Origin of the sequence: Selenihalanaerobacter shriftii, from assembly GCF_900167185.1 — a bacterium.
Lineage (GTDB): Bacteria > Bacillota > Halanaerobiia > Halobacteroidales > Acetohalobiaceae > Selenihalanaerobacter > Selenihalanaerobacter shriftii.
This window is the reverse complement of sequence record NZ_FUWM01000022.1, coordinates 1-13,230: the sequence shown is the minus strand read 5'-3', so window position 1 is coordinate 13,230 and position 13,230 is coordinate 1. Positions and strand designations below refer to the sequence as shown.

Sequence of the window (13,230 nt, the reverse complement as noted above, 5' to 3'; positions counted from 1 at the left end):
TTTAGTTAAGGAGGGGCTGTAATGGCTGTAATGTACGACTTGATTTCTTTACAAACTTTAGAATTAGTAGCTTTAGGGGTTTTATTTATTTTATCAGGTTTCTTTTCTGGATCAGAAACAGCGTTGATGTCAGTAAATAGAGTTAAAATTAAACATTTAACCCAGGAGGATGACCAAAAAGCTAAAATTGTTGATAGATTGTTAGACCAACCTGATAAATTATTAACTACTATTTTAGTAGGAAATAACCTAGTTAATATTGCTGCTTCTTCAATTGCTACTGCTTTAGCTATAGACTTGTTTGGTACTAAAGGAGTGGGAATTGCTACAGGATTAGTTACCCTATTTATATTAATCTTTGGTGAGATTACACCTAAATCTTTTGCTACTCAAAATTCTGTATTGGCTTCAAAATGGGTGTCAAGATATATCGAAATATTTTCTTATATTTTTGCTCCTTTTATCAAAATTTTGACTTTTGTTACTAGTTTCATAATTAAGGCTTTAGGTGGTAAACCAAATCAAAGGAAGCCATTTGTAACGGAAGAAGAAATTAAGAAGTTCGTTAATGTAGGAGAGAGAGAAGGAGTAATTGAAGCTGATGAAAGAGAGATGATTAATAGTATATTTGATTTTGATGACACCATAGTAAAAGAGATTATGATACCAAGAATAGATATGGTTTGTGTTGAGGTTAGTACGCCGATTAAAGAGTTAGTAGAGTTAATTATAGATTTAGGTTATTCTAGGGTGCCGGTTTATAATGATACTATAGATAATATAGTAGGAATTGTTTATGCTAAGGATTTATTAAATTTTTTGAATAAGGATAAACCTGCAGAGATAAAAAAGATAATGCGTCCGGCCTATTATATTCCTGAGACTAAAGAGATAGATAGTTTGCTAACTGAGTTAAGAAAAGAGAAAATTCATATGGCTATTATTTTGGATGAGTATGGGGGTACTGAAGGTTTAGTAACTATTGAAGATTTGTTAGAAGAAATAGTAGGAGATATTCAAGATGAATATGATGTTGAAGAGAAACAGATTAAAGTTATTTCAGAGAATGAAATATTAGCAGATTCTAGAGTAGATATAGATGAGATTAATGAAATTATGGAAGTAGATTTACCAGAAGAAAATTATGAAACAATTAGTGGCTTCATATTAAGTATTTTAGGATATGTTCCTGAAGAACAAGAAGAGATAGAATTTGAAAATTTAACATTAGTTGTTGAAAATACTATTCAACGTAGGATCTCAAAGGTGAGAATTATCAAAAAAGATCCCGTTGAAGCAGGAGAGAGTTTAGCTGAAGTTGAATAATGAGCCACTTCCTCAAATAAATTAGGAGGCTGTTTTGATGTTAAAGAATTTAAGAAATTATTTAATTACAGGAATAATAATATTATTGCCATTAATAGTTACTATATATATAGTAACTAATATATTTAGTGCTGTAGATGGTGTTTTAAGACCTGTAGTCGAATTAATAATCGGCAGGTCAATTTATGGTTTAGGTTTTATGCTTACTTTAGGTGTAATCTTAGGAGTAGGAGCCATAGGTACTAATGTATTAGGTAAACGTTTAATTGATTATGGAGAAAAAATTCTAACTAAGATTCCTTTAGTTAGAAATATTTATTTAACGGTTCAACAGTTAATTAATGCTTTGTTTTTAAAGAATAAGACGGCTTTTAGAAAGGTAGTTATGATAGAGTATCCACGGAAAGGGATTTATCAGGTAGGATTCTTAACTAGTCAAGGTATGGGTGAGATTCAAAGTAATACTGATGAAGAAGTGATTAATATTTTTATTCCTACAACTCCTAATCCAACTTCGGGTATGCTAATTTTAGTGCCTAAGGAGGATGTTACATATTTAGATATGACTGTGGAAGAGGGGTTAAAATTGATAATTTCTGGAGGAACTGTGGTACCAGAAAAAGGTCTTATAAATCAATAGAGTATCTTAATAAAGGAGCTGTTAGATAATGGACTCAACAATTTATGATAAATTAATTGAAGAAGCAATTCAAGCAAGAGAGAATGCTTATGTGCCTTATTCTAATTTTGCTGTAGGTGCTGCGGTATTAACTACTGATGATCAAATTTATACTGGATGTAATGTTGAAAATGCTTCTTATGGATTAAGTAATTGTGCTGAAAGAACAGCTATTTTTAATGCTGTTTCACAAGAAGGAGAGATTCAAATAAAAGCTATTGGTATTGTAGCTGATACCGAAGGTCCTTGTACACCTTGTGGAGCTTGTCGTCAAGTAATTACAGAATTCGGTAATAATGATTTAAAAGTAATTATGTCTAATTTGTCAGGTGACATTTTAGTTAAAGAAATTAATGAGCTTTTATGGGGTTCTTTTAATAAGGAGGATATAGAATAAGGGCATGGAATATAGAATTGAGGTCCTAGATGAATATAATAATAATTTGTTAGATGAATTGGTGAACTTAGAAACCCAAGCGTTTGGAACAGGCGGATTAAATAAATGGCATCTAGTTCCTTTTATTAATCATGGTAAAGTTATAGTGATTTATAACTCTACAGAACCAGTAGGATTAGCTGAAATCATGAGAGATTTTGATAATCCTGAATTAGCATATATATTTGGATTATCGATAAAAGAAGAATATCATAATCAAGGTTTAGGGAGTGAGGTATTAAATTATACTTTAGAATGGTTAGCTAATAGAGATATCAAAGAAGTAGAGTTAACTGTCGCTCCTGATAATGAACCTGCTTATCATATTTATAAAGATAAATTTGATTTCTATAAAGAAGAACATCGACCAGAAGAGTATGGTAAAGATGAGCCAAGACTAGTAATGAAGTTAAGTTTATAGAAGTGGGGTGTAAATTTAAATGCTAGAAACAGATGCTGACTTTAAATCAGGTTTTGTAACAGTTATTGGTCAACCTAATGTAGGAAAGTCTACGTTAATTAATAATTTAATTGGGGAGAAAGTAGTTATTACTACTCCTAAACAACAGACTACTCGAAATAAAATTCAGTGTATTTATACTCAAGATGATGCCCAGGTTATTTTTATAGATACGCCAGGAATCCATCAAGCACAGGATAAGATGGGAGAATATATGGTTGATGTAGCTTATAAATCTCTGCAAAAGATAGACCTTATATTCTTTATGATTGATGCTAGGAAAGGAATTACTAGGTTAGATAGAAAGATAAGTAAACAATTATCTGGCTTAAATACGCCGATTATTGTCGTTTTAAATAAAATAGATCTTATAGGTAAACAGAAATTAGCAAATAGAATAGAAGAAGTTAATCGATTAGGTGATTATATTGATGTGATTCCGGTTTCTGCTAAGACAGGAAATAATTTAGATACATTAATTGAGGAAACTATAAAACTTATTCCTAAAGGTCCTAAATATTATCCTAATGATATGATTACTGATCAAATTGAACAGTTTGTAATAACAGAGTTAATTAGAGAAAAGATCATGTATTTAACTCGAGAAGAAGTTCCTCATGCCGTTGCCATAGAGATAATTCAAATGAAGAAGAGAGAAGAAAGAGATTTAATTGATATTAATGCGAATATTTATGTGGAGAGAAATTCACAAAAAGGGATCATTATTGGTAAAAATGGTAAGCGGTTAAGAGAGATTGGTAAGCGAGCTAGAAAAGATATAGAAGATTTATTAGGGAGTCAAATTTATTTAGATTTATGGGTGAAAGTAAGAAAAGATTGGAGAGAAAAGGAGGATGCCTTAAAGATGTTGGGTTATCGGGGGTGAGGTAAATGACAAGAAATAAAGAAAAATTGATAGAAGAATTTAATGAATTGATTAAATCCAATACAGAAAAATTATTAAAACATAAAGTTAAGGAACTTCATCCAGCAGATTTAGTAGAAATATTGGAAGCATTAGAAGAAGAAAAAGTAAAAAAAATAATTGATTTAATTTCTACTGAAAAGCTGGCTGATATCTTAGCAGAGGCAGATTATGAAACTGAACATAAATTATTAAAGTTTTTAAGTAATATAAGATTAACTAAAGTTTTAGATGCTATGTATTCTGATGATATAACGGACTTATTAGGTGCTTTATCCATTGGTCAGGCAAAGGCCCTTCTAAAGTTAATAAAAGAAGAAGAAGCCGAGCTAATTCAACAATTATTAGGTTATGATGAAGAGAGTGCCGGCGGAATAATGACTACAGAATATATAGCAATGAAAGAGGAGAAATCAGTTAAAGAGGCAATTCAAAAATTAAGGGATATTGCTCCTGATGCAGAAATGATTTATTATATTTATGTAATTAATGAACGAAAAGAGATGGTAGGAGTTCTCTCAATGAGAGAACTAATATCGGCTTCACCTGATAAGCAAGTAAAAGATTTAATGAATCAAAAAGTAATTACTGTAGATGTTAATTTAGATCAGGAAGAAGTAGCTAAGATAATATCTAAATATGATTTGTTATCTGTTCCGGTTGTTAATCAACAAGGATTATTATTGGGAATTATTACAGTAGATGATATTATCGATGTTATTGAGGAAGAAGCTACTGAAGATATGTATAAAATGGCTGGTACATCTGAATTAGGATTAACAGAAGAGAGTAATATAGTATTAAGTGGAATTATAAAGAGGTTACCCTGGTTATTAATTTTATTATTTGGTGATTTATTATCTGGTACTGTTATTAGAAATTTTGAAGGAGCGTTAGAGTCAGTGGTAGCATTAGCCTTCTTTATTCCAGTCTTAATGGATATGGGAGGCAATGTAGGTACTCAATCACTTACTATGGTTGTAAGAGGATTAGCTACTGGTGATTTAAGTGAAAGAAATATTAAAGCGCATTTATTTAATGAAATAAAAGTAGGATTGATATTAGCAACTATATTAGGGAGCTTAATTGCATTGATTGCTTTAGTTTGGCAAGGAAATCCTATGTTAGGTTTAGTGGTAGGTATGGCAATGTTTTGCACATTAATAACAGCAGTTATAGGTGGGACTGCAATTCCGTTTATTATTGACTCGCTGGGAGCTGATCCAGCAGTAGCGGCAGGTCCATTTATTACTACGTTAATAGATGTGTCAGGACTTTTTATTTATTTTACATTAGCTACAATCTTTTTACAAAGACTAATGTAGAATAGTTGGATAAATTTTAAATTAAGATTAATTTAAGGAGTTGATACTATGGCAATTAAACCAAAAGATATGGCTAAAATGATTGACCATACTATTTTAAATGCTAATGCTACAGTAGAAGAGGTAAAGGAGAAGTGTGATGAAGCAAAGGAATATGATTTTGCTTCAGTTTGTGTAAATCCCGCATTTGTACCAATGGCTGCGAGGCTTTTAAAGGATACTTCAGTTAAAGTCTGTACAGTAGTAGGGTTTCCTTTAGGAGCTAATGCCCAAGAAGTAAAGGCTTTTGAAACTAAAAAAGCAATTAGTGAAGGGGCTCAAGAAATAGATATGGTAGCTAATATTGGTGCAATTAAATCAGGTGCTTTCGATATTGTTTACAATGATATTAAAGCAGTAGTTGATTCTACTAATATAGCAGGGGTGACTAAAGACATAATTACTAAAGTGATCATTGAAACATCTTACTTAACCGATGAAGAGATAGTAAAAGTTTGTAAAATAGCTAAAGATGCTAAAGCAGAATTTGTTAAGACTTCTACTGGTTTTGGAGCAGGTGGAGCAAATGTTGAAGATGTAAGTCTAATGCGTAAGACTGTAGGTCGTTCTATTGGAGTTAAAGCTTCTGGGGGGATCGGGAACTTTGATGATGCTTTAGATATGCTAGATGCTGGAGCTAATCGAATTGGTGCTAGTAGAGGAGTAGATATTGTAACTGGTAAGAGACGAGAAGAGAATGAAGATGAGGAAGAAGACTATTAAAATTAATCAAATTATGTTTTAGATTATCAAAGGTATGCTATATAGTTAATTATCTATGGATGATTAACTATATAGTTTTTTTATGTTATAGAGCATGAAGATCCTTTTGTGATTAAATCATTATATTTAAATGTACTTAAGAATAGGTATTAAGATATAGCATTGAATTACTGAAGGAGAGAATAAATTATGAAAAGATTTAGAAGAAGTAGCTTAGTTGTATTAAGTTTAGTAATATTAATCTTCTTAATAGCTGCTGGATGTAACGAAAACGTTACTGCTTCCTCTACTAACGTAGTAGTTCATTTCATTGATGTTGGTCAAGCTGATGCTACATTATTACAATTTCCTAATGATCAGATTATGTTAATTGATGGTGGTAATAATGATGACGGTAAACGAGTGGTTAATTATATTAAGCGATTAGGGATTAATAAGATCGACTATTTAATAGGGACTCATCCTCATGAAGATCATATAGGTGGGTTAGATAATATAATTTATAATTTTAAAATAGGAAAGGTTTATATGCCTAGGGTAACACATAATACCAAAAGTTTTGAAGATCTATTATTAGCTATTAAAGATAAACAAAGGAAGATATTAGTAGCTAAAGCAGGTGTTAAATTAATTAATAAAGAAAATTTAAAAGTTAAAATAATTGGTCCAATTAAAAATGATTATGGTGATTTGAATAATTGGTCGGCGGTGATTCAAGTCAAACATGGAGATAATTCATTCTTGTTTACTGGTGATGCAGAGGCTCAAGCTGAGAGAGATTTAATTAAAAAACGTGATAATTTGAAAGTGGATCTATTGAAGGTAGGGCACCATGGTAGTAATACTTCAACTACCCAAGAGTTTTTAGAGCAAGTTAATCCTGAATATGCTATAATTTCAGTAGGCTTAAATAATAATTATGGTCATCCTTCACCATTTATTCTTAAGAAATTGAAAGATAGGAAAATAAGTATATATAGAACCGATAAACAAGGAATAATTATTGCTATTAGTGATGGAAAGCAGATTAAATTTAATAAATCAGCTATTTCTTTAAAGAGAAATAAGAAAAAAACTAAAGTTCAAATAACCAAGGTGGATTTATATAAAGAAAAAGTAGTAATTAAGAATAAGAGTAAAAAAATCATTGATCTATCTGGTTGGATGTTAGTAAGTTTAAGAGGGAATCAACAATTCGTCTTTCCAAATAATACAGTTATTAAACCAGGAGGAATTTTAAAAGTAGTTAGTGGTAGAAAAGCTAATTGGACTCTTAATACTATTGTTTGGACTAAAAGATATATCTGGAATAATGATGGTGATGCAGCTGCTCTTTATGATAAAAACCAAAATTTAATAGATGAATATTAAAAATATAATCATTTTTGGGAGTATATAAATTTATATACTCCTTTTTTTATTTGAAAGAAGGATTTGCAAAGGGAAAAATAAAGGATTTTGTCGCTTTTAAGAGAACATTCTACATAGAGATAGAAATTCAGGGAATTAATAAGCAAGGGGGAGATTTAGATGGTTATTCCTCATAACAAACTATTAAATAAAGCATTACTAGAAGGAGTTCCAGGTGGAATAGTTGTAGTCAACGCAGAAGGTGAGATAGTTACGATTAATGATTTAGCATTAGAGTTATTAAATATTAAAGAAGAAAATGTTGTCGGTAAACAGGTAATAGATGTCATCCCAAATACTAGGATAGATGTTATATTAGAAAGTGGGCGAGTAGAGTTAAACCAGTATCAGAATTTAAATAAGAATCGGATTTTAACTAATAGAATGCCTATTTGTGACCAAGGTGAAATAATAGGAGCAGTAGCTTATTTTCAGGAAGATAAAGAAGCTGAAGAGATGGCTAAGGAATTAGAAGGTGTTAAAAGACTTAAAAAGAATCTAGAAACTATTTTAAATTCAATTGATGATGGTATTCATGTGGTCGATGAAGAAGGGCTTACTATTTTTTATAATTCTAAAATGGCTGAATTAGAAAATCATGAAAAAGAACAAGTGCTTGATGAAAAGTTGTTAGATATTTTCCCTTCACTAGATAGAACGACTAGTACTTTATTAAGAACTTTAGATTCACAAAAACCTATTATGGAACATGAACAGAGTTATACAAATTATAAAGGTGAAGAGATAACAACAATTAATAAGACTTTACCAATAACTTTAGATAATCAATTTATTGGTGCTTTAGAGATAGCAAAAGATGTTACTAAATTAAAAGAGTTATCAGAAAAAAATCTTGATTTACAATCAGAATTATATAAAGCTGATGACACAGAAAAAAAAGAACTTAATAATGGAACTAAATATCTCTTTTCAGATATAATTGGACAGAATTGGGACCTTAAAAAGAAGATTAAATATGCAAAGCAAGCATCTAAAACTTCATCTTCAGTTTTGATTTCTGGACAAACAGGAACTGGGAAGGAATTATTTGCTCAGAGTATTCATAATTCTAGTCCGAGACGAGGTAAACCTTTTATTGCTCAAAATTGTGCAGCATTGCCAAAGGATTTGCTAGAAGGAATTTTATTTGGTACTAAAAAAGGTGGATTCACAGGAGCAGTAGATAGAAAAGGGCTTTTTGAGCAGGCTAATGGAGGAACAATATTATTAGATGAGATAAATTCTATGTCATTAGAACTCCAAGCTAAACTGTTAAGAGTTTTACAAGAAGGTATGATTAGATATGTTGGTGGGAATGAGTTAATAGAGGTTGATGTTAGGGTTATAGCTACAATTAATAAAGAACCGGCAAAGGCTTTTCAGGCTGGAGAGTTAAGAGAAGATTTATATTATAGATTAGCAGTTGTTAATTTACAGTTACCATCCTTACAGGAGAGAAAAGATGATATTTCTTTATTAGTAGAATATTTTATTAATAAATTTAATCGTAAATTTAATTACAGGATCAGTGGTATTACTAAAGAAGTTGAGAAATTATTCTTAAAATATGATTGGCCAGGAAATGTTAGACAATTAGAGCATGTTTTAGAAGGGGCTATTAATATTGTTGGTAAGCGAGGAAAGATTGAAGAGCAACATGTAGAGCCGTTTATGATTGATATTAAAAATATTAAAGAAGATAATGAAGAAGATAACTTAAATATTAATAGTGAAGAATCTTTACCTGAACTTATGGAAGATATTGAAAAACGATTAATTAAAGAAGCTATTGATGATACTGCTGGGAATATCAGTCAAGCAGCAAGGGATTTAGGTGTGAAGAGACAGTCTTTACAATATAAGATAAATAAGTATAGCCTACAAACTTAATAGAATAATGCAAAAATATTAACAATAATGCAATTTATTTTGCATTATTGTTTTTAATTTTGTGACAATTATTTATTTTAAGGAGGTAGATAGAGAGTAAAGTTAAAATTTCAAGCTTGAATTCTTAAGGATTAAGGTGGTTCTTAATCTTTATTTTAATTTTTCTGAAAAATTAAAATAGTTTGGAATAATATTTGCATTATAATATATGTAGAATTAAATATTTAATTTTAAGACTTAATGAAGGGAGTGGTAGGAGGAATTCTTAGTTAATCATATTTAATAATTTAAACTAAATAATGAAGGGGAGATAAAAAATAATGTCTACTAAACGAGAGCCTTTTTTATGGGAAGCGTTGGTATCACTTTTATCCTTAGTTGTTGCAATAGGTTTGGCAATTGTAAAATATGAGACTGCTCCACATGTTCCTATGTTGATAGGAGCTTTTGTAGCAGCAATTATGGCATATAGAGCGGGATATAAATGGAAAGAGATTGAGAAAGGCATGATGGATGGAATAACCAATGCTCTGCAGGCGATTGTAATTCTTTCTGTTATAGGAGTCTTAGTTGGGGTTTGGATATTAAGCGGTACAGTGCCGACGATGATATATTATGGATTACAGATTTTAAGTCCAAAGATTTTCTTAGTAGCAACGGTCTTAATCTGTTCTATAACTTCTTTAGCTACAGGGAGTTCTTGGGGAACTGCAGGAACTATTGGTGTTGCTTTAATGGGTGTAGGTGAAGGTTTAGGAATGCCAATGCCTATTGTCGCTGGTGCTGTATTATCTGGGGCATACTTTGGAGATAAGATGTCACCTTTATCTGATACTACAAATCTTGCTCCGGCAATGGCTGGTAGTGAGTTATTTGAACATATTAAACATATGGTCTATACAACAGGAACAAGTTATATTATAGTTTTGATTATTGAAACAGTTTTAGGATTTGTTTATGGTGGCGGAAGTGTAGAAACAATGGGGAGAGTAAATCAAATTTTAGAAGGTTTATCTAGTCAGTTCAATATTAGTTTAATATTATTATTACCTCCAATTATTGTTATTGGATTAGCTATTAAAAAGATACCGGCTATTCCTGGAATTTCAATGGGGATTGTTAGTGGAGCAATTCTAGGAGTTATTTTCCAAGGTAATAACTTTGGACAAATTTTAAATGCAGCATATAACGGATACATTAGTGAAACTGGAGTTACTGCTTTAGATAGTCTTTTGACTAATGGTGGATTTACAGCTATGTTATACTCCATTTCTATTGTAATTACGGCTATGATGTTTGGTGGAATTATGGAGAATACTAATCAGCTAAAAGTTATAGTAGATAAAATCCTACAAAAAGCACAATCCGATGGTTCTTTAATAGCTGCAACAATCTTATCAGCTATTGGAATGAATGTAGTGCTTTCTGAACAGTATATGTCAATTGTTGTTACAGGAAGAATGTATGCTCAAGCTTATAAAGATCAAGGACTTCATCCTAAGAACTTATCTCGTGCTTTAGAAGATAGTGGAACTGTAACCGGTTGTCTTGTTCCGTGGAATACTGGTGGTGCTTATATGAGTAGTACATTAGGGGTAGCTACTGTTGCTTATTTACCATTTGCATTCTTTAACTGGTTAACTCCTATTGTTTCTATAATATTTGGATTATTGGGAATAACAATTGAGCCGATTGATGAAGCAGTTAGGAAGCACTTAGATATGGATGAAACAGAAGCAGAAACGGTTTAAGCATCTTAGTGAGGTGGTTTATATGTCTAACCCAAAAGTAGAGATTAACATAAGAAAATTGATAGCTAATACAAAAACAATAGTAGATTTAGCAAAGAATGAAAGTATAGAAGTTATGGGAGTAGGTAAGGCAGTCTGTGCTGATTTAGAAGTAGCTAAAGCTATGTTAGCAGGTGGTGTTAAAGGACTGGCTGATTCCAGAATTGAAAATTTAGAATATTTACGCAAGAATTTAGATTTATCCGGCTTAGAATTGATGCTACTTAGAATTCCAATGTTAAGTGAAGTCTCTAAGGTAGTAAAGTATGCAGATATAAGTCTTAATTCTGAGATTAAGATCATTAAAGCTTTAGATAAAGAAGCGAAAAAAGCAAATAAAAGACATAAGATTATTTTAATGGTAGATGTAGGAGATAGAAGAGAAGGAATTATGCCAGAGAATGTGATTTCAGTTGTAGATAGAATTACTAATTTATCTAATATAGAGTTAGTTGGCCTTGGTACTAATCTAGCATGTTTTGGTGGAGTATTACCTTCGGATAAAAATATGCAACTATTAATTGATTTAACGGATAGAATAAATAATAAGTTTGGTTTAAACCTTAAGCATATTTCAGGAGGTAATAGTAGTTCATTACCGCGATTAAAAGAGAAAGGGTTACCAGATTCTATTACACAACTACGAGTAGGTGAAACAATTCTAATTGGAAGTAATGTGATTAATAGAGAGCCTTTTCCTGGTACATGTCAAGATGCTTTCTTATTAAGAGCTGAAATTGTTGAATTAAAGGATAAACCGGCCCAACCTGAAGGGGCTAGAGGTCAGAATGCCTTTGGTGAAGAGAGCATAATTACTAAAACAGGTATTAGAAAACGAGCTATTTTAGGGATTGGAAGACAGGATATAGATATAGATGGCCTAATTCCTATAGATAAGGGAGTAGAAGTAGAAGGCGGAAGTAGTGACCACTTAATAGTTGATGTAACTGACTTTGATAAGTCATTAGCAGTAGGAGACACTTTAAAGTTCAAGTTAAATTATAGTTCACTACTTAGTGCCATGACTTCTCAATATGTTGATATCACTTATCATAATTTAAATCAGGTTGCAAATAGGAAAGTAGGGTAGAGTTTAATAGAATTAAAATTCGGAAAATAATTTGCATAATCGCAAATTATTTTTCGAACACTTTAATTATAATCAATTTACTTATCAATATGAATTAAAACTTCATTTATAAAAATTTTAAAGAACCCCTATGATATCAGTGATTAATGAAATAATCTTAAAAAAATAAAATTAATTTCTAAGAATGGCATAGGTCTTGCATTGTTACAATAGTGAATGAAAGAAAAATTAATAAATAACTTTAAATTTAATTAAGGAGGAGTTTTAAATGATTATAGGTGTACCAGCAGAAATTAAGAATAATGAAAACAGAATTGCAATCACTCCAGCAGGGGTAGAGACGTTGACTAATGAGGGACATGAGGTAGTAATTGAAGAGAATGGTGGAGTTGGGAGTGGGATTTCTGATAAAGATTATAAGCAAGCAGGAGCTAAGATGTTAGCTACTCCAAAAGAAGTATTTGATGCAGCAGATATGATTATGAAGGTTAAGGAGCCTTTACCAGAAGAGTATGATTTATTTAAAGAAGGACAGATCCTTTATACTTATCTTCACTTAGCTGCAGAAGAAGAATTAACTGATGCTTTAATGGAGAAGAATGTTGTTTCTATCGCTTATGAAACAGTTGAGTTAGAAGATGGTTCTTTACCTTTACTTACGCCAATGAGTGAGGTAGCAGGTAGACTTGCTACTCAAGAAGGTGCTCGTTTCTTAGAGAAACCACAAGGTGGTCGTGGAGTTTTATTAGGTGGAGTTCCAGGTGTAACTTCAGCAAAAGTAATAGTTATCGGTGGTGGAATTGTAGGTATTAACTCTGCTAAGATGGCTAAAGGTTTAGGCGCAGACGTAACAATTATGGATATTGATGCTCAACAGATGAGATATTTAGATGATATCTTCCATGGTGATGTTAAGACAAGAATGTCTAATAAGTATAATATCTATGATGAAGTAACTAAAGCAGACTTAGTAATTGGTGGAGTCTTAATTCCAGGTGCTAAAGCTCCTCACTTAGTAACTGAAGATATGATTAAAGATATGAAAGAAGGAGCAGTTATTGCTGACGTAGCTATTGATCAAGGTGGTTGTGTAGAAACAACTTATCCAACTACTCATGATGATCCGGTATTTACTAA

The 13,230-nt window shown here is 31.4% G+C and carries 12 protein-coding genes; all 12 read left to right on the top strand.

The window, feature by feature from the left end:
• Positions 1-21 precede the first annotated feature (21 nt).
• Positions 22-1,326: a hemolysin family protein gene (locus tag B5D41_RS11410; RefSeq protein WP_327293162.1), complete on the top strand. Its 1,305-nt coding sequence runs from the start codon at positions 22-24 to the stop codon at positions 1,324-1,326.
• 37 nt (positions 1,327-1,363) lie between these two features.
• Positions 1,364-1,966, top strand: a complete 603-nt coding sequence (locus B5D41_RS11405; RefSeq protein ID WP_078810780.1) for a DUF502 domain-containing protein — start codon at positions 1,364-1,366, stop codon at positions 1,964-1,966.
• Between the two features lie 28 nt (positions 1,967-1,994).
• Positions 1,995-2,402 carry a cytidine deaminase gene (locus tag B5D41_RS11400; protein WP_078810779.1) on the top strand — a complete coding sequence of 136 codons (408 nt, stop codon included), beginning with the start codon at positions 1,995-1,997 and terminating at the stop codon, positions 2,400-2,402.
• Between the two features lie 4 nt (positions 2,403-2,406).
• A complete protein-coding gene (locus B5D41_RS11395) occupies positions 2,407-2,862 on the top strand; it encodes a GNAT family N-acetyltransferase (protein WP_078810778.1) in 456 nt (151 codons plus the stop codon).
• 19 nt (positions 2,863-2,881) lie between these two features.
• Positions 2,882-3,787: a GTPase Era gene (era, locus tag B5D41_RS11390; protein ID WP_078810777.1), complete on the top strand. Its 906-nt coding sequence runs from the start codon at positions 2,882-2,884 to the stop codon at positions 3,785-3,787.
• A 5-nt stretch (positions 3,788-3,792) separates the two neighbouring features.
• Positions 3,793-5,151, top strand: a complete 1,359-nt coding sequence (gene mgtE / locus B5D41_RS11385) for a magnesium transporter (protein ID WP_078810776.1) — start codon at positions 3,793-3,795, stop codon at positions 5,149-5,151.
• Between the two features lie 48 nt (positions 5,152-5,199).
• Positions 5,200-5,913, top strand: coding sequence for a deoxyribose-phosphate aldolase (gene deoC, locus B5D41_RS11380; RefSeq protein WP_078810775.1), 714 nt, complete (start codon positions 5,200-5,202; stop codon positions 5,911-5,913).
• Between the two features lie 189 nt (positions 5,914-6,102).
• Positions 6,103-7,284 (top strand): MBL fold metallo-hydrolase, encoded by a 1,182-nt coding sequence (locus B5D41_RS11375; protein WP_078810774.1) that lies wholly within the window; start codon positions 6,103-6,105, stop codon positions 7,282-7,284.
• A gap of 159 nt (positions 7,285-7,443) precedes the next feature.
• The gene (locus B5D41_RS11370) at positions 7,444-9,213 is read left to right on the top strand and encodes a sigma 54-interacting transcriptional regulator (protein WP_078810773.1); all 1,770 of its coding nucleotides are present in this window, start codon (positions 7,444-7,446) and stop codon (positions 9,211-9,213) included.
• A 320-nt stretch (positions 9,214-9,533) separates the two neighbouring features.
• The gene (gene nhaC, locus B5D41_RS11365; protein ID WP_078810772.1) at positions 9,534-10,964 is read left to right on the top strand and encodes a Na+/H+ antiporter NhaC; all 1,431 of its coding nucleotides are present in this window, start codon (positions 9,534-9,536) and stop codon (positions 10,962-10,964) included.
• A 22-nt stretch (positions 10,965-10,986) separates the two neighbouring features.
• Positions 10,987-12,093, top strand: a complete 1,107-nt coding sequence (locus B5D41_RS11360; protein WP_078810771.1) for an alanine/ornithine racemase family PLP-dependent enzyme — start codon at positions 10,987-10,989, stop codon at positions 12,091-12,093.
• A 268-nt stretch (positions 12,094-12,361) separates the two neighbouring features.
• Positions 12,362-13,230: alanine dehydrogenase (gene ald, locus B5D41_RS11355; RefSeq protein WP_078810770.1), on the top strand; the 869-nt coding region annotated here is incomplete at its 3' end.